Here is a 19,168-nt window from a genome sequence, read left to right as displayed (position 1 = left end):
ACCGGGCGCATGTGCCGCCTATGTTTGTGGACCGACGGACGCAGGTGCTCTTATCTGGCGAAATAATCAGCTTTATGCCGGTGGGCGGACTCAGAGGCCGCTATATCCCCCAGGTAACCGGAAATGAGGAGGCAAATGGTGATTAAGCGCATCTGAGTCCGCGTAGCCTCCAAAATAGCGCGATTCGGCCAAATAAGCGCATCCCAGTCCGCAAGCAAACTGCATTCCTCTATGGCTTCACTAACATCACTATCTTCGCTAACTCCGCTATCATCGCTAACTCCGCTGTCTGCACCCGAGCCGCTACTTCTTCTGCTTCAAATACTCGTTATGCCGTGCTGCCATGGCCTGCACAGTCTGGTCGAGCGACTGTGAGCCGAGGAAATATTTCTCGTACTCCTGTGAGCGCAGGTCCATCACCTCTTGCGGCAGGCTGCGGACGTAGGTTGGCGTCTTGTTGTCGAACATCACGTACATCAGGGAGTCCAGATCGTAGGAGTCACTTTTGTCGCCGATGAGGCTCTTGAGTGCATCTTCCTGCTTGGCATCTTTGGAGGCCGGGAGTCTTCCGCCCGCTGCCATCGGGGACATGCCACCATCGGAATACCACTTCAGGAACTCCCAGGCCGCTTCCTGCTTCTTGGACTTGGCATTAATGGAAATGTAATCGCCGAGGCCCCCGCGGGTTACGTAATCACTGGCGGATTCAGTGAGCCGGGGTACCGGAGCGAAGGCGATTTTGAAATCACGCGGGAAGTCGGTGAAGTTATTGGAGCTGCGCAGCAGCCACGCCCCGATATTGAGCATTGGCACCTCTCCGCTGAGGAAGACCTGCTCCACCGGCATCTTGGAAGTTAATTGCTCGCCGAGCGGCGGCGTGGTCTTGTCGTCCTGCATCATCCCGTTCAGCGTCTCCAGCCATTGTCTGACCAGCGGATGATCCAGATTGGAGGTGCCGTCCGGCTTGGTATAGCCCTCCTGGGAGAGCACGGAGTCGATGGGGTCCACGAAGGGCTCCATATTTTGAATAAAACCGTACGAATTGCCGCTCTTCAGCTTCTTCGCATACTCGCGCAGCTCATTCCAGGTCCATTCCTTCGGAACCGGCAGACCGGCCTTGTCCAGGGCGTCCTTGTTCAGGGCGATGAAAAACGGGCTTTTGGTCGTCGGAACGCCGTAGAATTTGCCGTCAATTTTCCAGCTCGCGGTGTCTGCGCCCATCTTCTCTTCAATGTTGTAATCGGAGAAGCCGCTGAGGTCCAGGGCCAGCCCTGATTCCACCCGCTTGGCGGCATGGGAGATCGTATAGTTCACGAACAAATCCACATCCTGGCCGGTAATCATCGCCGTGTCCAGCTTCAGATTGCCGTCATCATCATTGACATAGCGTACATATTCCACCTGAATATCGGGGTGCTCCTTGTTCCAGTTGTCCACCACCTGCTGCGGACCGGATTCCGGCGGGACACCGCCCCACATTTTGAGCGTAACCGCTGTATTCTTACCTGTAGCAGAGCTTCCATTGTCCGCTGAAGATGAATTGCTGCTGTTCCCGCAGCCTGCGGCCAGGCCCATAATCAGAACGAGTGAAGTGATTCCGGCAATAACACGGCTCTTGTTCAAAAGCGACAACCTCCCTGTGTGTACTGTATAAGCTTGCAACTCAAGAATAGCAGATGGCCGGAAGCGTCAGAAGGAACAAAAAACAGGAGAATATGGAACATAACTTTACATTCTCTCCCCGGATTAGGGCAAGGGCGGCGATAGTGCAGGGAAACGTTCTATTCCGGGAGCAGCCGTTGCAGAGCTTCAAGCCCATTGTGTAAAAACACAATCATGTCAGATCATGTTTTTCTTTTTACCCAAAATGCCGCTGAAGATCTTATGTTATGATTCTTCACATAAGAGAACCCTAACCTGACAGGAGCGATGAAAGATGATTATTGGCGTACCGAAAGAAATCAAAAACAACGAAAATCGTGTAGCGATTACCCCAGCCGGTGTGGTAAGTCTAAGCGCAGAAGGACATAAGGTGCTTGTTGAAGCCGGAGCGGGTGCGGGCAGCGGATTCCTTGATGAAGAGTATGGCGCCGCTGGTGCGGAATTGGTTGCAGAAGCTGCCGCAGTGTGGGCTGCCGCTGAAATGGTCATGAAGGTAAAAGAACCGCTGAGCAGCGAATATGGCTACTTCCGCCCGGGGCTTATCCTCTTTACTTATCTGCATCTGGCTCCTGAGCCTGCTCTTGCTGCCGCCCTCAAAGACAAAGGCGTATTTGCCATCGGCTATGAGACTGTAGTAGATGGACGGACCCTGCCGCTGCTCACCCCGATGAGCGAGGTAGCTGGACGAATGGCCGTACAACTCGGTGCACAATTCCTGCAAAAGAACTACGGCGGACAGGGCATCCTGCTCTCCGGTGTTCCCGGCGTAAGCCGCGGCAAGGTCAGCATTATCGGCGGCGGAGTGGTCGGTACCAATGCCGCTAAGATGGCCATCGGCCTCGGCGCTGAGGTGACCATTATCGATTTGAGCGCAGACCGGCTCCGTCAGCTCGACGATATTTTCGGTGCCCAGATCAGTACCCTGATCTCCAATCCGTACAACATCGCTAAGGCCGTTGCTGAAGCGGATCTGCTGGTAGGGGCAGTGCTGATTCCAGGCGCGAAGGCGCCTAAGCTCGTAACGGAAGCGATGGTGCAGACGATGAAGCCGGGCTCCGTCATTGTCGATGTGGCGATTGACCAGGGCGGGATTGTGGAGACGATTGACCGGGTGACTACGCACGACAACCCTGTATTCGAGAAGCATGGGGTCCTGCACTATTCGGTCGCCAATATGCCGGGCGCAGTCGCCAAAACCTCCACCATCGCCCTAACTAACGTCACCGTTCCATACGCCCTGCAAATTGCCAACAAAGGCGTATTCCAGGCCATCGAAGACAATGCCGGTCTGAAGAGCGGCGTCAACGTAGCCAACGGCAAAATCACCTGCCAGGCCGTAGCCGAAGCGCTTGGGGAAGAGTACTTCACGGTTGAAGCTGCTGTAGAGCAGGAGTTCACGCTGATTTAACCTGCGTAAGGTAGAGTCGGGTAGAGTAGAGGAGTATCGCAATAGACAAATCAGGGAATAGAAAAGTAGACAGGAAAGAGTACGTCTATGCCTATTGCAGTCCGGTGAGTGATCACCGGGCTTTTTTTGTGGTGAGCGGGCCGGATGTAGTCGAAAAACCGATTACAATGGGCACGTCGAGGGTGCGAGGGCAGGTGTGCCAAATACAACATCCATGTAAGCTATCGCTGCACACTATTTTGCTTTTGACGCAAATTCTTCATTGGATGTCAGGTTTCCTCCACATTTCTTGTGTCTCCCTATAGGCAACTGCTAAGCGCTGTAATATAATGTAATCACTTATATAAGCTTCGGCTATTCTTTGGGGTTGGGGTGGGAGCATTGACAGAAGCAGAGCCATCATTTGACCGTTTTTTTGACAGTATGGAATCCTTGGCGGATACCCTCAGTGAATCGCTTCAGGCTCAGGTTACGATTGAGGACAGCAATCATCATGTGATCGGCTACAGCTCCCATCAGTTTGAGAGTGATCCGGCGCGAATCTCGACCATTATCGGCAAAAGAGTACCGAGTACCGTGATCATTGGCCTCCGCAAAAAAGGTGTGATGCACAATCTGGAGAATACCGCCCATCCCATCCGCATCCCCGCCGTGATGGAGGTCGGTCTGGGTCCCAGACTAGCCATGTGTATCCGGCACCAGCAGGAGATTCTCGGCTATATCTGGGTAGTGGACGGTGGGAATCTTACCGAAGGTCATGCAGAGCGTATCGTGGAGAAGGCTGCCGGGATTGCCGGACGTTATCTGCTGAAGCAGCGCGGCTGGAAGACGAAGCAGGAGAAGACGTTCGAGGATTTCTTTTGGAAGCTGCTGACCTCCCATTATGAGAGTGAGCCGCGAATCCGGCAGGAGGCAGAGGCCGGGGCGATTCTGCTGCCGGAGCGATATTATATGGGGGTGCTGGAGAGCAGCAGGCCGGTGGATGAGCATTTTTTGCAGAGATTCCGCAGGGTGATGGATACCTATACCGGGCAGCGGCTGCTCTTTCAGACCGCTGAGCAGAACCGGCTGATTATTCTGTTCTCCTTTATGTTTCCGGTGGAAGGGACGGGGCGTCTGTCTTCGTTCCTGCACAAGCTGCTTGGGGAGCTGGGTCAGAGCGAAGGCGGCAGGCTTACGGCAGGCTGCAGTCCTGAATACCGCGAATATACCTCGGCCGCCGAAGCGTACCGCGAAGCGCTGGAGATTCTGGAGTTGAAAAAGCTGCTGCCTTATCACACCCGTGAGCTGCTGCTCTATGAAGAGATCGGGTTCTGGGCGTACCTTCCGGCTATTCTGGAACAGAAACGGAGCCGCCCCCGCCGGAGTCTGCTGCTCTATCCGTTGAAGGAGCATGACCGTGAGCATAAGAGCGATTTTCTGAAGACCATCGCTGTATATCTGTCGCTGAACGGAAATCTGAAGGAGTCGGCTGCTTTTCTGCATATTCATACCAATACTTTAATGTACCGCCTGAACCGGATCGCCGAGATTACAGGCCGGAGCCTCAAGGAGACGGATTACCGCACCTCTATTTACCTGGATCTTCTGACCGAAGAGACCGCGCAGGTGAACCTGTGGTTCCAGGAGGCTGCCGGTTCCAGAGCGTAGCTAATGTTTGCGGGCAATCCGAAACGCATTGGTAGCCTGTTCAAAGCCGATTTGAGGATAGAACGTTAAAGCCTCCTCAGAAGATAAAAGCACGATGGATACTTGATCTCCTAAGGTCTGCTGAAGGCGTTCTACCAGGTCCTTACCTATATTTTTCTTCTGATACTCTTTGATAACCGCCAAGTCTGAGAGGTAACAGCAGTAACAATAGTCCGTAATGGCCCGTGCTACTCCGACTACCTGGCCGCCATCCCAGCAGCTAATTAGGATATCGGCCTGATCAATCATTTTTCCCATACGGTCTAAATCATGGTGAGGTCGTTTGAGTCCTGATAATCTAAACACCTCGGCCATTTGTTCAGGCAGCAATTTCTCGTTGACCTTAAATTCTAATGCCATAATGACGCTCCTTTTACATTCATTTTTATTATTCTAAACTATACATGAGCAAGATTGGATGAAGAATACTCTTGCATCGTCTATGATTAAGAATATAAAGAGCCTACCTTTCTAATGGGTGGGTTCTTTATGTTGAAAGGACTTTCTTGACCCGGAGGAAGCGAGGGCCTGATACAGGAAACGTTGACATAAATTTAACTTTATACGTAAATAATGTTATTATTACGTCATTCCTCTAACAGTTCGCTCTGATATAATTTCTGCTAGGTAAGGGAAAGGAGATTAGAATATTGAAAAAAGAGCTAGGATTATTGATGTTATTGAGTGCCATTTTGCTTTCAGGATGTGGATCAGATAAGCCTGCAACAGTTACACAAGGTGCAGACGATTCTTCCAGTAAACAAGTAACAACACAGCGAAATAGTGATTACTGTACTACAGAGAGTACAAGTTTGGATAGCGAAACTGAAAATTATTTCTATGGAACTTGGAAAGTTGAAAAGCTTTTAGGATTTGCAAATTCATATAATGATGCTTCTGAATATCCAACAGGGCAGAAGTTTATCGGAGATGAACTCATCATCAAAAAAGACTTATTTTCATCAAAAGGAATTAAAGACTACAGTCAATATCAAACTGAACTAAGAAACCCATTATATGAAATTACAGCGACATGCAATAATAAAGATTCTTTTTATAGATCATTTAAAATAGATATTCCAGACTTAAATGAAAATGATGTGGTAAAAGCAATAGATGTAAGTAACCCTTCTACAAAAATGAGTATACCTGTAAGTTTAAGCTTTTTTGTTGTTAATAACGAGAGGCTTATCTTGATATCAGAGGCTACTATTTTTGAGCTTAAGAAGCTCTCGGATACAGTGGATTAAGGTTATGTATAGGTTCTGCGCTGCGCTGAGGAATCCTATAAAATTCTGAAAATGCAAGAAGGTCAGCCTAAAGGCTGACCTTCTTGTTATGTTACAACATGATTGATACTAAAGTGAGTACACTGGATATTTGTGAGTATAAGGCTGCCCGGAACAAAACAAAGTTGCTTCTTCATTTCTTCGTCTCGTTAAGCTTGTGTCATATGAAAATGCTTTGCTGACCAGTCTCGAACAATTATCTTTTTCTACCTCTGAACGAGGGCCTTGAAAGGACGAATATATCAACTTGTATGCAAGCAGATTTTTTACATCAGTGGTTTCAAGCACTTTAGGACCTCCATTAAAAGTCAGCGAAACAAGTGCATCAAACTGAGATTGTGACAAAGACATACCAGCAGGAAGTGTCAACCGATTTACTCTTCCTACAGCTTCTGCGGTATCATTGTTAAAAAATGTATTTGCCTGAGTCTGAGAAATTGGAGAAGTATAATTTAGTCCCAAAGAAGTTGATAGAGCATTAGCTTCTGCTTGGGTTAGAAGAGAATCATTTGGATTACCTGTTGTGTTTTTCTTATATGTTTTGCTCGATGTTATAAGATGTCCCCATCCAACTGTTGGATACCCCTTGGGGTCTCCATAGAATTTTAAAGAAAATCCCTCATGCGATTTAATAAGGGCTGCACCACTAGAACCTAAAGATGCCATAATGATCACTCCTTGAATTAGTTTTGGTAGAAGAACAATAGGGAGGAATCAAAGCCAGAGCACCATTCCCAAGTATTCTGCAATGCCGTATTGTCTTCACATTATATAAAGAGAAATGAGTCTCTTTATTTACAACCACGCTCCTAATTTTATTTCAATTCACTAATATCAAAAGTTTGTATAACCTCAATCATTTTGACATAGAGTTCCTGTTTTAAATCATCACGATAATCGGCGGGCACTTGCCGCAAGGAGGCTTTGATTTTTGGGGTGAAAGACTCCAGGATGTGCAATGTCGCCCCCGAATCCTTGTCTCATTGTGCTTGTACTAATAATTGAGAAAACATGCAATCACTTCTTTACATTTTTTTGTATTTCATTTTTCAGACTATTAATAGCTTCACTTAAATCAGATATTTTCTTTTCGAAACGGATTAGCAAATACAGGGTTATTCCAATAGGGAAGCCTAAATTAGCAACTAGTGTGGCAATATCAATCTCGGGCATGCTTATCATCCCTCCGTTAGTAACCGGCGCAATTTTTCTAAAGCTTTTAATCGGTGTTTGGAGATATTTTGTTGGGTGTAACCTAATTTTTTGGCTATTTCCTCGTCCTTAAGGTTGTGGACATAGGCTAGTGATAGAATCTCTTGTTGTCGGGATGAAAGGGTCTCATAAGCTTGAAAAAGTGCATAGTCTGTGATGTGATCTCTGAGATTTGCATGTATAACATCTGGATCATAAATAGTTAATAGGACAGATTCCATATTGTCATCGTTGTCTAGTGTTAGAGGAAACCGAGTGTCCTTCATTCTTCTTTTTTTGTCATAATTAATAGAGTTGTAATAAATAAGATTGGCCATGTACGAAATAAAACGGCGATTTAAACTATCATCCGGTTTCATTGTCTGCCCCTCCTTTTGAAGAGTTCCTTCCTACACTATAAAGAGAGATTAGATTCCTTTTTTACAACCATTTCCCAAATAATAAGAACAAATGTTCCTATATTTTATCACTCTAAATACTAGAGTCAATGTAAATTCCCTTTTGCGAACCACGGCAAAAAAATTTATCGTTCTGGTTGTAATCCATCTGTGTAATTTACCTTATATAGTGAGGGCATCTGTTTTGAGCCTATCTGCTAACTAGAGGAGTGAGATAGAAATGAAGAATGTACTATATGTACCGCTGGATGATCGGCCTGTGAATCTGGATGATGTGATTGTGCAGGGGAAGTCGGCGGGGATTCATGTGATCACACCGGATGTAACAGACCTTAAGAACCGCTTGGATTCGCAAAAGACAGCATCGGGCACAACCCTGCTGACCACAGGTTCACCGGCTTATGGAGACACAGCCAAGATCCGGCAATTTATTCGGGATCATGCGGCTTCAGTGGATGGCTTCATCCTGTCGGCGGACATGCTGGCCTATGGGGGGCTGATTGGCAGCCGCCGTCTGCGTACGGATGCAGGGGGTGCTTATCCCGCTTATGATGCAGCAATTACAGACTTGCTGGACGTCATCCGTGAAGTGAAGCAAGCCTGCCCGGACAAGCCGATGTATGTAATGGACACGATTATGAGGCTGGCGACCACCTCGTTTGCGGGAGGACTGGACCTCGCGGCTTATACGGAATCCCGTAATTTCATGCTTCAGCCGCGCAGAAGCTTCACGCAGTTCGACGATATTCTCAGCGGATATAACCTGTCCCCGACCGGGGACTATGGGAGTACGGCTACTTTTGATAAAGAGCAGTATTACAATACCAGAGCGCATAAGTTCAAGACGAACCGCTATATTCTGGAGGTGCTGGCGCAGGAAGGCTCTATTGATTTCCTTGCAGTCGGTGTGGATGACGCCAACACTCAGGGCGTACAGATTAACGAGATTCACTATATGGAAGCAGGCATTAATGAATGGCTGGGCGGGACCCAGGGTCAAAATCCGCACCGGGCCGTCATTCTCCCGGATGCAGACGGACTGGGGCAGTCCCTACTGGCGCGGATGGCGAATCAGCTCTACCGGAATGGGGCAACGACCAGATATACTGTTGAATATTTCGGACCGCATGGCTCTACCCTCACGAGTCCGTATGAATATATGGATGTGCACCAGAACATCCTGCGCCATCTGGATATTGTGAGGGGAGAGGCGGTAGGCGATGCCAGGGAGGTGGAGATTATCGCAATTACCGCTGCGGATCAGGCACTGGCTGCGGTTAACCGCATCGAAGATAACTATTCCCGCCTTATCCCGTCGGTAGTGATTGACTGTGTCGGCGCGGGTGCAGCAGCTGCAAGTATCACTGAGACTCTGCTGGGCAGCAGGCATACTGGCGCGCTATTAGGATATAGCGGCTGGAACACGCCGGGGAACAAAATCGGCCTCGCACTGGGCATGGCCCAGGCCCGGTATGTTTATGTCGTTACAGAGACCGATGCGGCTGCGCTGGATCTTGCGGTTAACGCTCACGGCTCACTGCTGTTCAAGCGCTTCCTGAAGGACTATTTCTACAAAAGACTGGCGATTGGTGAAATCCGGACGTACTCCAGAGCCCATTCGCTCTATGAGAATGTTGCAACATTTACAGATCAGAATATGTTGTTGTTCAACAGCCCGGAGGACTACGCTCATCTTCAGGCTCTGCTGAGAGAACGGATGCAGACACACACAGCCACGCTTGCCGGGACGGAGGCCTTCCTGATCGGGAGTGCTGAACCGGCGTGCAGTATCCGGCAGATTAACGGGGGGAACTGGGTCTTCTCGGAATATGCCAGCGCTGTCCTTCCGTACGATAACCCCGATTATCTGTGGGGCCGCGCCTTTGAAATTACTTTGAATCCTCATGTCACGTTAGAATCATAGGTGTTTCTGATCGGCAGCTCTCCGTGGATAGATTACGGGGGGCTGTTTACGCACCAATAGGAGGCCCGACACGTACAATAACCTATATTTCATGGCAAGGAGACGAAAGGGGGAAGCAGAATGGGGTATGGATACGCGGCTCCGGCAGATCCGGCATTTGAGAGCAGAATGCGGGGGGAGATTATTGCGGCAGCCCGGGCAATGAATGTTGGAGGGACAGATTTCTCGACCTTCGAGAATTCCCGTTGCAATCCGAGGTACTGGACCCGTACAGGAGGCGGTGGATTTGAGCTGAATTCAAATGTCACGCCTTCGGCGGCGATTAATGATATTTTTCTCAATGGACAGCTGTATGCCTTCGAATGTGCTATGGCGATGGTGATGATTCTCTATAAAGCGACCATCAACATGATCGGGGAGGCGGCCTTCAACCGTAATTTCACCGGCCTCTACCTGTGGGACTGGAACTATGACAGCAATCTGAAGCTGATTACCACGTTCAACAGGAATGAACTGCAGCCGGGCGATGTGGTCTATTTCAAGAATCCCGACCATGATCCGGCTAAGCCGGAATGGCAGGGGGAGAACGCGATTATGTTGTCCAGGGACAGTTACTACGGACACGGGCTCGGGATCAAGAATGCCACTCAGATGATAACCTCGCTCAACAGGGAGCGGGTGCCGGGCAGCCGGACCTCGGCTTATCTGGCGGATGAGGGGCTTCACCCGGACTTTGCCTATATTGCTTCTCTCGGCAACGCACGCCTGAGCCCGCCAGTCTCCGCCAAAGTGAATGCAAAAACCGCCATCTACTCTAGAATAGGTACGAAATCCTATATTATCCGCTAGCGCGGGGGAGGCTTAATCCTTGGCCGAACGGAATTTGAGCGGGTGCAGGCCGGTGGTTTTTTTGAAAACAGTACTGAAATAATGGGGATTCTCATAGCCGACCCGCTCCGAGATCTCCATGACCTTCAGGTCCGTGGTCAGCAGCAGCTCCTTCGCCTTGCCTATGCGGATCTGGGTGATATAGTCGGTAATGGTTCCGCCGGTCTCCTTCTTGAACAGCAGGCTGATGTAGTTAGGCGTCAGAAACACCTCCTCGGCAATCCTGGACACGGACAGCTCCGAGGCGTACCCCTCCTGAACGATGGTACGGATGCTGCTGACGATCCGGCTGTTCCTGGAGGTATTCTTGCCTGCCACATAAGCGCTTAAATCATGCAGGAGCGACAGCATATACGCCTTAAGGCCGGTGATGGTGGTCTGCTGATACAGCTTATCCATGATGCTAATCCGGTCGCTCAGCACCTGCCCGATATCCTCATCAATCTCATATAGAGCTCTGGCGGAGGTGAAAATCATCTCTGCGCAGAGGCTCTGCACATATTCAATTCTATGCTTGTGCCCGGCCAGCCCGCTAAAGAGCTGCTCCATCAGCCGGGTGACGGTGTCCGTATGTCCTGCCTTCAATTCATTCATCAGCCGGGCCTGGAGTTTATAGATAAAGGTGCTCTGCAGCTTCTCCGTGTCGGGCTGAATATCCTTGATGTAGAGGACGGAGGCAGGCCCGGTATAGAATTTGTACACCAGCGCGGCTAGCGCATCCTTATAGGAATCCTCAAGCTGGCCCGCCAGCGGACAAGCCCGCCCGATACCGACGGAGGCGTCCAGCCGCAGATACTTCTGAATGTTGGCGATAATCTGCCCGCAGGTCCCGGAGATGGAGTGGGACGGAGGCGTCTGCGGGGTGCAGAACACCAGGATGAACTCGTTCTCGCTAGCCACGAAGCTGATGGCACAGGGGTGGCTGTCCAGGCTCTCCTGAATGATATTCTGGATGGAAAAATAAAGCAGCTGCTTGTGCTCCTCCGAGTATTTATCCACCGCGCTCCGGTATTCATCCAGCTGGAGCACACATACGCTGAGAGGTGTCCCTTGCTGGAAGGGCAGGGAGAAATACTGTATCTTCTGCCAGATCTCCTTCTCCCTGCGGTAGAGGCCGGCGATCAGATTCTGGAGGAATTTCTCCCGCAGCAGCGGCATATTGTCTTGAAGCTGCTGCTTAAGCTGCTCCATATCCAGCTGCTGCCCGCGTTCCTCTGTCAGCTTCGCCACCGCCTGGCGGAAGACACTGCGGATCTCGGGCAGCTTGACAGGCTTCAGAATATATCCCTCTGCATTGACCTTTAGCGCCTCCCGGGCGTAGGAGAAGTCCTGGGCGCCGCTGATAATAATGATCCGGGCCCTGCAGCCTGCCTCCCGCAGCTTCTCCGCTACCTCCAGGCCTCCCATTAATGGCATCATAATGTCGGTGAACAGGATGTCCGGCTGGAGCCTCAGGCATAATTCGTAGGCTTCCAGCCCGTCCGAGGCTTCCCCGATAATCTCTATCCCGAACTCTTCCTGCCAATCGAACACATGGATCAGACTGCTGCGGATAAACGGCTCGTCATCCGCTACGATCATCGTTAACATCTTCATTCACCTCATTCCAAGTAGTGACCACCGGGAACCGGAGGACAGCCAGCAGACCGCAGCCGTCTTCGGTATTGTCGTAATAACGGATGCCGTAGGACTCTCCAAAAAACTGCCGGATCCGCATATGCACATTGCGGATGCCGTAAGACTGGTTGCCCGGCTGCGGGTCTGCCAGCAGCTGGTTCAGCCGTACAGGATCTGCGCCTATTCCATCGTCGAACACGGAGATGCTAAGCAGCTCCTGCGTCTGCTCCACCCGGATGCGGATCGTGCCTGTGCCCCGCCGCTGCTGAATCCCGTGAATCAGGGCATTCTCCACCAGCGGCTGGAGACTGAGCTTCACCACCAGACATTCCTCTGCCAGCGCCGGGTCCGTCTCCTCCAGCTCATAGTGGAGCCGGTCCTGGAAGCGGAACTGCTGAATCTGCAGATAGCTCTCGACCTGCCGCAGCTCATCGCGGAGCGGGATGATATTGCGGCCCTTGCTCAGGCTGTACCGGAAGAAATCCGAGAGCGAGGTGACCATGCTGCTGATCTCGGGAATATCGTGGTTAATGGCAATCCAGTTAATGGAGTCCAGGGTATTGTAGAGAAAATGCGGATTGATCTGGGCCTGGAGCATTTGCAGCTCTGCTTCCTTTTTACGCAGCTCGGTGACGTAGAGCTTGTCGATCAGCGCCTTAATCTGCTGGAGCAGCTTGTTGTAGCGGTTGAATAAATAGGAGAATTCGTCCTTGCGCCGGTAGCGGATGGGGATATTGAAGTTCCCGCTCTCGGCATGCGACATCGACTGGATGAACTTGCGGATGGGTGCGGAGATATTCTCGGACAGCAGCAGCGCCATCAGGAAGGAGACTAGCATGCAGATGACAATTACGGCGTACATCACCCGGCGGAAGGAGATCAGCTCCCCGTTAAGCTCGCGGACAGGCGAGAAGGACAGGATGGTCCAGCCGGTGTTCTCCAGGGTTTTGTATGAGACGAGCATCTCCTCACTGCCGATGGAGTGGCGGAAGGAATGCAGAGCGGACGGGTAATCTGGTGGGAGCGGGTTACCCGTGTTGTCAGTATGGTCTGTAGTCAAGCTAAGCTTGCTGTAATAATCCTGGGCAGCAATATTCTGGCCGATGAGTGACGGCTCGGGGCTGATCGCGATGGTTCCGGACTTGTCTGCGATATAGACCTTGCTGCCGGGCGTGGGCTTATAATGCTCCAGGAGCGTGCCGAATTCGGCCGCCGGGATATCCAGGGTGAGCAGTCCGACATAGGGCAGTTGTGCATGCCGGATACCGAACAGGCGCTTCGCGAATTTGAGGGTGAACCGGGAATCCAGCGAGCTAAGGCCGACCACGGCAAAATCTACTTTGGCCGGAATGCTTAAATACCAGGGCTTCAAGGTGATAAGATCAATATTGAATACACGGCGCGAGAAGTTATATTGGGTATATTCCGGCCGGTTCAGCATATAGAGCATAGGAACGAAGTTGCTGCCGGAGGTCCCGTTCGCGGGGAAATCCTCAAGGATTTTGCTAAGGGCGGCCAGTTCATTAATGATTCCGGTACTGTCTGTTGGCCGGTTGGAGGAGATGAGGTCCGCGAATTCAGAATTCAGGTACAGCGCAGTCATGGCTTGATTGGCGGCTTCGAACCGGCGGGCCAGATTATCCTGAACCAGATTGAAGTTATTCTCAATCGATGTATTCATATTCCGGGTAATGATCCCGGCGGATTTGTTATAGATGGTGACCGAGATGATCGTAGTCGGGAGAAGAACGAGGAAGAGGAAGTAGAGAATCAGGCGGCTGCGGATGCTGAAGTTATAGAGGAAGAGTGCCTTCGACAACGAATCGTAATATTTCTTCATCGGAGTTCTCCTTCCGGGGTAATAATTGGTATACATTGTAAAACGCGTGAAGTCAGGATGTCAACGCAGGAGGTGCGGTGTGAAAAGGTTACTGTTCTATTTTATTGCCGTCTTAGGCTGCGGGCTGGCTATTTACACTCTTGGTTATAACCGCCCGCTGCTGCCGGACCTCACCCCGGACGAGGATGCCGTACCAGCGGAGCAGACCACCAGGGTGAGGGTCGCCCTGTCTGACTGGACGGAGAATCTGGAAGTGAAGAATGCCATCAGCCATTACAATAAAACAAATTCCGATCAGATTGAGATTGTGCCCATGAACCTTGCAACAGACGCCTACGACGATACCTTGAATATGCTGATGACCTCCGGGCAGGGGCCGGATGTGTTCAATCTAGATAACGCCTGGCTGGCCACATATGTAAACAAGGGGTATCTCGCTAATCTGTCTGCGGAGCTGGATGCCGGATGGCTGCTCCGGTTCCCCGTATGGGCCAGAAAGTACGCGTCAGGCTCGTTGTTCAAGGGCGGAATCTACTTCATGCCCTCCAGAATTGATACCGTGCGCCTCATCTACAATAAGCAATTGTTCCGGACCGCCGGACTAGACCCGGAGCAGCCTCCCCTTACCTTCGCCGCACTGGAGCAGGCCGCCCTGCAGATCAGCCGGGCCGGAGCACCGGTGAACAAATACGGCTTCGCGTTGCCCGCCGGGGATAGCCGGGCCAGCCTCCAGGCTGGGCTGGAGCTATCGAATACCTACAGCGGTTATTATCTTTATGATTACCGGTCGGGCCGTTATGACCTGAGTGTGTATGCTCCCTGGCTGCAGATGGTGCGGGAGATGAAGCAGCAGGGCAGCCTCTATCCGGGAGAGACTCTGCTGAAGCTGAGCAGCGCGCTCCGGCAATTCGCAGACGGCAATATCGGCATGATGTATGTTACCAGCAAAGATTATGTCAAGCTACAGGAGTATATGCCTAAGGATGATTGGGGAGTAGCGCTCCCTCCGGCAGCGGACCTGTCACGGCGCGGGGCCGGGGCCCTGATGATGGTCCCCCACGCTCCGCTGGTAGTGAATAGTGCAGCGCAGAGCCGGGAGGCTGCGGTGAAGGTCTGGCGTTTTCTTCAATCGAAGGAGTTCCTGGGCATGCTGTACCAGCAGGCGCTCGCCCTCCCGGTGACAGACGGGATTATGGATCAGCCGGGCGCTTCACGCGGGCTGCGCCACTTCAGGGAATTCTATCCCACCGCAGCAGAATCGATCTACCCGCTCTCCCCCCAGATCATGGACCAATATGACCCGAATACGGTGTCGATGGAACCGCGTTATTCAGGTGACCGTCCAAGAATGCAGCTGTACCTGCGGATCATCGCGGGGGACATTCCGCTGGATCAGGCACTGGGCAGCGAGAGTGAGCGGCTGAATCAGATGCTGGATATTGCAGCTACCGGATATTCTTTTCGGCGTGAGGAGTATATCTATCCGCAGTTCGATCCCCGTTCCCCGTTATTGGGGGAGAGCCAGCAGAGCCGTTCAAGCAGCGGACGCGAATAGAATAGGCTTATATTCAGGGACCTTTCCCGGCCAGTGCGGCTCGCGGGAGGGCCCTTTTGTGTTGTCTCCTATTTATATGGGATGCCTGCCGGAATCTAGCTCTACTGCACACACCGTGCCGGAATCGCAGAATATTACTATATTGATCCATCTTTCTGCTGCTAGCTTCTATGTAGTCAAAAGATAGATTAAGCGAGGAAAGGACAATCTATCAGAACAATACAAATCTATCGTTAAAGGAGACTGGGAAATGACTCTACTATCCACAGGACCACTGGAAAACAATGCGGTTGGAGGAGTAAGACCCACTACACAGGTTACGGTCAGAATTGATAACCGCAGTAGTGTTGCAGCTTCTACAGTATCTTTACAAGGCTATTACATGCAGGGAGGCATGCGGGTACTGTATGTCAGTCAATCACTTAATGTAGCTGCCAATGGATCTATTACTAATACTTACTATGCGGATCTGGACGCTTTTGAATTTGTGTTTGACACTCCGGCTATTGTAGATGATCCGGTTCAGATTTCTGTATGGGGGAAAAGCAGCACCGGCCAGCTCGTCACCGCCCACCGGCTGGTCTCGGCTGAATTATTGGGCGATACCAGCGGAACGGGGGCGACTGGGGCTACTGGAGCGACCGGCGTGACCGGGGTGACAGGTCCGACCGGAGCCACTGGAGCAGGAGTGACCGGGGCGACGGGAGCCGGGGTGACTGGAGCGACCGGCGTGACCGGCGTGACAGGTCCGACAGGTGCGACGGGCGTAGGAGTGACTGGGGCGACGGGAGCTGGGGTGACTGGAGCGACCGGCGTGACAGGTCCGACAGGTGCGACGGGCGTAGGAGTGACTGGGGCGACGGGAGCTGGGGTGACTGGAGCGACAGGTGCGACAGGTGCGACCGGCGTGACGGGTCCGACAGGTGCGACGGGCGCAGGAGTGACCGGTGCGACCGGCGTGACAGGTGCGACAGGTGCGGGGGTGACCGGTGCGACCGGCGTGACGGGTCCGACAGGTGCGACGGGCGCAGGAGTGACCGGTGCGACCGGCGTGACAGGTCCGACCGGAGCAACGGGCGTAGGAGTGACTGGGGCGACGGGAGCTGGGGTGACTGGAGCGACAGGTGCGACAGGTGCAGGAGTGACCGGGGCGACCGGTGTGACAGGTCCGACAGGTGCGACGGGCGCAGGAGTGACCGGGGCGACCGGCGTGACAGGTCCGACAGGTGCGACAGGTGCGGGGGTGACCGGTGCGACCGGCGTGACAGGTCCGACCGGAGCAACGGGCGCGGGAGTGACCGGAGCGACCGGAGCAACGGGAGTGGGAGTGACTGGAGCGACTGGAGCAACGGGCGTAGGAGTGACCGGAGCGACAGGTGCGACGGGCGCAGGAGTGACCGGGGCAACGGGAGTGGGAGTGACTGGAGCGACTGGAGCAACGGGCGTAGGAGTGACCGGAGCGACCGGGGCGACCGGCGTGACGGGTCCGACAGGTGCGACGGGCGCAGGAGTGACCGGGGCGACTGGAGCAACAGGCGTGGGAGTGACTGGTGCGACTGGAGCGACCGGAGCAACGGGCGCGGGAGTGACCGGATCGACAGGTGCAACAGGCGTGGGAGTGACAGGAGCGACCGGAGCAACGGGAGTGACCGGTGCGACTGGTGCGACTGGTGCGACTGGTGCGACTGGTGCGACTGGTGCGACTGGAGCAACAGGGGCAACAGGTGAAACGGGAGCGACGGGGGTAACTGGTCCAACAGGAGTAGCGGTGGCAGGCGTGACCGGAGCGACCGGCCCGAACTTTGCGTCAGAAGGGTTTTCCGCCTTCCTGCCGACGTTCTCAGTCACGACCAGTACTCAGCTTACCGGCTGGACTGTGACTACGCCTTACTATGATAGTGCAACATTTAATGAGACTACGGGCAATTACACGATACCGGTATCCGGCAGATATTCGTTTGAGGCAACCATTAACTACAGCACTACGGCTGCCATCTCGGTTGCATTGGGAACGGGAATTGATCCGGCTTTTGTAGTGCGGAGAACATCCCCGACAGTAACGGATCTGGTAACCGGATTGTTCCCGCTGCTGAATGTAAATATTGCACTGGTGTTGTCCCTCCGAACTATACTGGGCAACGGCACGGTAACCTTGACGGGTGAGTTCGACTTAACAGCAGGTGATGTCATCGGCCTCTTTTATGCAGCAGATGGATTAACCGTGCCGTTAGATCTTGGAGGTGTCTCCTCGGGCATTGTGTGGTCTGTTCACAGACTGACCTAATCCCGGCAGGCAGATCCAGCGCATAAGCTTCAGTTAAAAGAGCGTTCCACAGCGGTCATCGTGGAGCGCCTTTTTGTATTTTATCGATGCCTCTGCAAAGCTTCCGGTACGGAAAATAATTGGATTTTCGCCACTAATGTACCTCATGCCAGAGCGAGGAGGGGGCGCGCCGTCCACCTTGCGCCAGAATTAGGACGAGAGCAGCGCTCTCTCCCCTCCCGTGTGACCGCCGTTTCGGCTTGGCTGGAAGCGAGGCCCTTCCAAACTCCGTAGGATTTTGAACTTTTATTATAGATGGCCTTATTTAGGATGGGGCCGCCTGCAGGTACACTTAAGTCAGGGAAGAGAGGGATCGCTGAAGGAATCAGGAGGCGGAAGGAATGATTACAGAGAAGAAGAGAAGTGTGGCGGGTACAGGCAGCAACAGCTTGCCGGCAGGCCGGAACACACAGAAGAGACACGGGCTCAAGCATCTGCTGAAGCATAAGGTGCTGCTGCTGATGCTGCTGCCGGGTGTAGTATTTTTGCTGATCAACAATTATCTGCCGATGTTCGGAATTGTAATCGCGTTCAAAAATATCAATTATGTGGATGGGATTCTAGGCAGTCCGTGGGTGGGGCTGGATAACTTCAAATTCCTGTTCGCCACCTCGGATGCCTGGATTATCACGCGCAATACGGTCCTCTACAACTTCGTGTTCATTGTGCTCAATCTGGTTTTTGCCGTATCCATTGCGGTGGCCCTGAATGAGCTGAGGAACAAGCTGGCCGCCAAATTCTATCAGAGCATCATGTTCTTCCCCTACTTTCTGTCGATGGTGGTGGTGAGTTATCTGGTGTTCGCTTTTCTGAATGTTGAATACGGTTTCATCAATAAAGGGGTCTTCGCCCTGTTCGGGCTGGATGAGCTGAACTGGTATTCGGAGCCGAAGTACTGGCCGTTCATTCTGCCGCTGATCAATCTCTGGAAAGGGGTGGGCTATGGCTGTGTCATCTACCTGGCGGCCATCATCGGCATTGACAACGAGTACTATGAAGCGGCCCTGATCGACGGTGCCAGCAAGTGGAAGCAGATTCTGCACATCACCATTCCGCTCATCCGGCCGGTCATTATTATTACAACGATTCTGGCGATCGGGGGCATCTTCCGCTCCGACTTCGGGCTGTTCTACCAGACCACACTGAACTCCGGGGCGCTGTACCCGACTACGCTGGTCATCGACACCTACGTCTATAACGCGCTGATTAACATGGGCAACCTCGGGATGTCCGCAGCGGCCGGATTATACCAATCGGTGGTCGGCTTCTTCCTGGTCCTCGGCTCGAACTGGATCGTGCGCAAGGTCGATAAGGATCAGGCGGTGTTCTAGATAAAAGTCTGGCGGCGCACGTACCCTGTAGA

At 52.3% G+C, this 19,168-nt stretch carries 15 protein-coding genes and 1 pseudogene; 8 read left to right on the top strand and 8 right to left on the bottom strand.

The window, feature by feature from the left end:
• Positions 1 to 303: 303 nt before the first annotated feature.
• Entirely contained in the window at positions 304 to 1,623 is a 1,320-nt protein-coding gene (locus NST04_RS02270) for an ABC transporter substrate-binding protein (protein ID WP_341183009.1), read from the bottom strand.
• Between the two features lie 313 nt (positions 1,624 to 1,936).
• On the opposite strand from NST04_RS02270, the gene ald reads away from it, so the two are divergent.
• A complete protein-coding gene (gene ald, locus NST04_RS02265) occupies positions 1,937 to 3,070 on the top strand; it encodes an alanine dehydrogenase (RefSeq protein ID WP_341183008.1) in 1,134 nt (377 codons plus the stop codon).
• Positions 3,071 to 3,451: 381 nt separating this feature from the next.
• Positions 3,452 to 4,720 carry a PucR family transcriptional regulator gene (locus tag NST04_RS02260; RefSeq protein ID WP_341183007.1) on the top strand — a complete coding sequence of 423 codons (1,269 nt, stop codon included), beginning with the start codon at positions 3,452 to 3,454 and terminating at the stop codon, positions 4,718 to 4,720.
• Here the strand turns inward: NST04_RS02260 and NST04_RS02255 are convergent, their stop codons facing one another.
• Positions 4,721 to 5,119: a GNAT family N-acetyltransferase gene (locus NST04_RS02255; protein WP_341183006.1), complete on the bottom strand. Its 399-nt coding sequence runs from the start codon at positions 5,117 to 5,119 to the stop codon at positions 4,721 to 4,723.
• Positions 5,120 to 5,409: 290 nt separating this feature from the next.
• Here NST04_RS02255 and NST04_RS02250 point away from each other — a divergent pair, with 290 nt between their 5' ends.
• Positions 5,410 to 6,009, top strand: coding sequence for a hypothetical protein (locus NST04_RS02250; protein WP_341183005.1), 600 nt, complete (start codon positions 5,410 to 5,412; stop codon positions 6,007 to 6,009).
• A gap of 108 nt (positions 6,010 to 6,117) precedes the next feature.
• Here NST04_RS02250 and NST04_RS02245 read toward each other — a convergent pair whose 3' ends face one another.
• From NST04_RS02245 to NST04_RS02235, 4 genes and pseudogenes are all read right to left on the bottom strand, one after another.
• Positions 6,118 to 6,714: a lysozyme gene (locus tag NST04_RS02245; RefSeq protein ID WP_341183004.1), complete on the bottom strand. Its 597-nt coding sequence runs from the start codon at positions 6,712 to 6,714 to the stop codon at positions 6,118 to 6,120.
• Positions 6,715 to 6,863: 149 nt separating this feature from the next.
• Positions 6,864 to 7,010: pseudogene (locus NST04_RS33985) on the bottom strand (helix-turn-helix domain-containing protein); the annotation flags it as partial.
• Positions 7,011 to 7,065: 55 nt separating this feature from the next.
• Positions 7,066 to 7,221, bottom strand: coding sequence for a YvrJ family protein (locus tag NST04_RS02240; RefSeq protein WP_076155695.1), 156 nt, complete (start codon positions 7,219 to 7,221; stop codon positions 7,066 to 7,068).
• Positions 7,222 to 7,226: 5 nt separating this feature from the next.
• The gene (locus NST04_RS02235) at positions 7,227 to 7,619 is read right to left on the bottom strand and encodes a sigma-70 family RNA polymerase sigma factor (protein ID WP_341183003.1); all 393 of its coding nucleotides are present in this window, start codon (positions 7,617 to 7,619) and stop codon (positions 7,227 to 7,229) included.
• A 259-nt stretch (positions 7,620 to 7,878) separates the two neighbouring features.
• On the opposite strand from NST04_RS02235, the gene NST04_RS02230 reads away from it, so the two are divergent.
• Positions 7,879 to 9,582, top strand: coding sequence for a DUF4127 family protein (locus NST04_RS02230; protein WP_341183002.1), 1,704 nt, complete (start codon positions 7,879 to 7,881; stop codon positions 9,580 to 9,582).
• Positions 9,583 to 9,702: 120 nt separating this feature from the next.
• Positions 9,703 to 10,431, top strand: a complete 729-nt coding sequence (locus NST04_RS02225) for a protein-glutamine gamma-glutamyltransferase (protein WP_341183001.1) — start codon at positions 9,703 to 9,705, stop codon at positions 10,429 to 10,431.
• A gap of 12 nt (positions 10,432 to 10,443) precedes the next feature.
• Here NST04_RS02225 and NST04_RS02220 read toward each other — a convergent pair whose 3' ends face one another.
• Positions 10,444 to 12,060: a response regulator gene (locus NST04_RS02220; RefSeq protein WP_341183000.1), complete on the bottom strand. Its 1,617-nt coding sequence runs from the start codon at positions 12,058 to 12,060 to the stop codon at positions 10,444 to 10,446.
• The gene (locus tag NST04_RS02215; RefSeq protein ID WP_341182999.1) at positions 12,035 to 13,927 is read right to left on the bottom strand and encodes a cache domain-containing sensor histidine kinase; all 1,893 of its coding nucleotides are present in this window, start codon (positions 13,925 to 13,927) and stop codon (positions 12,035 to 12,037) included. The genes NST04_RS02220 and NST04_RS02215 overlap by 26 nt, the downstream gene beginning before the upstream one ends.
• Positions 13,928 to 14,006: 79 nt before the next feature.
• Here NST04_RS02215 and NST04_RS02210 point away from each other — a divergent pair, with 79 nt between their 5' ends.
• From NST04_RS02210 to NST04_RS02200, 3 genes are all read left to right on the top strand, one after another.
• Positions 14,007 to 15,482 carry an ABC transporter substrate-binding protein gene (locus tag NST04_RS02210; RefSeq protein WP_341182998.1) on the top strand — a complete coding sequence of 492 codons (1,476 nt, stop codon included), beginning with the start codon at positions 14,007 to 14,009 and terminating at the stop codon, positions 15,480 to 15,482.
• 250 nt (positions 15,483 to 15,732) lie between these two features.
• Complete coding sequence (locus NST04_RS02205) at positions 15,733 to 17,766, top strand: collagen-like protein (RefSeq protein ID WP_341182997.1); 2,034 nt, start codon at positions 15,733 to 15,735, stop codon at positions 17,764 to 17,766.
• Between the two features lie 380 nt (positions 17,767 to 18,146).
• The gene (locus tag NST04_RS02200) at positions 18,147 to 19,136 is read left to right on the top strand and encodes an ABC transporter permease (RefSeq protein ID WP_341182996.1); all 990 of its coding nucleotides are present in this window, start codon (positions 18,147 to 18,149) and stop codon (positions 19,134 to 19,136) included.
• Positions 19,137 to 19,168 lie beyond the last annotated feature (32 nt).

Source organism: Paenibacillus sp. FSL H7-0756, assembly GCF_038006765.1.
Classification (GTDB): domain Bacteria; phylum Bacillota; class Bacilli; order Paenibacillales; family Paenibacillaceae; genus Paenibacillus_AQ.
The sequence above is the reverse complement of the archived record's forward strand: the minus strand, read 5'-3'. Positions and strand labels throughout refer to the sequence as shown.

What these genes read in the sequence shown, in the direction of transcription:
- ald (WP_341183008.1), top strand. Translation starts at nt 1,937, where the DNA reads ATGATTATTGGCGTACCGAAAGAAATCAAAAACAACGAAAATCGTGTA.
- NST04_RS02255 (WP_341183006.1), bottom strand. Translation starts at nt 5,119, where the DNA reads ATGGCATTAGAATTTAAGGTCAACGAGAAATTGCTGCCTGAACAAATG.
- NST04_RS02245 (WP_341183004.1), bottom strand. Translation starts at nt 6,714, where the DNA reads ATGGCATCTTTAGGTTCTAGTGGTGCAGCCCTTATTAAATCGCATGAG.
- NST04_RS02240 (WP_076155695.1), bottom strand. Translation starts at nt 7,221, where the DNA reads ATGCCCGAGATTGATATTGCCACACTAGTTGCTAATTTAGGCTTCCCT.
- NST04_RS02235 (WP_341183003.1), bottom strand. Translation starts at nt 7,619, where the DNA reads ATGAAACCGGATGATAGTTTAAATCGCCGTTTTATTTCGTACATGGCC.
- NST04_RS02230 (WP_341183002.1), top strand. Translation starts at nt 7,879, where the DNA reads ATGAAGAATGTACTATATGTACCGCTGGATGATCGGCCTGTGAATCTG.
- NST04_RS02225 (WP_341183001.1), top strand. Translation starts at nt 9,703, where the DNA reads ATGGGGTATGGATACGCGGCTCCGGCAGATCCGGCATTTGAGAGCAGA.
- NST04_RS02220 (WP_341183000.1), bottom strand. Translation starts at nt 12,060, where the DNA reads ATGTTAACGATGATCGTAGCGGATGACGAGCCGTTTATCCGCAGCAGT.
- NST04_RS02215 (WP_341182999.1), bottom strand. Translation starts at nt 13,927, where the DNA reads ATGAAGAAATATTACGATTCGTTGTCGAAGGCACTCTTCCTCTATAAC.
- NST04_RS02205 (WP_341182997.1), top strand. Translation starts at nt 15,733, where the DNA reads ATGACTCTACTATCCACAGGACCACTGGAAAACAATGCGGTTGGAGGA.
- NST04_RS02200 (WP_341182996.1), top strand. Translation starts at nt 18,147, where the DNA reads ATGATTACAGAGAAGAAGAGAAGTGTGGCGGGTACAGGCAGCAACAGC.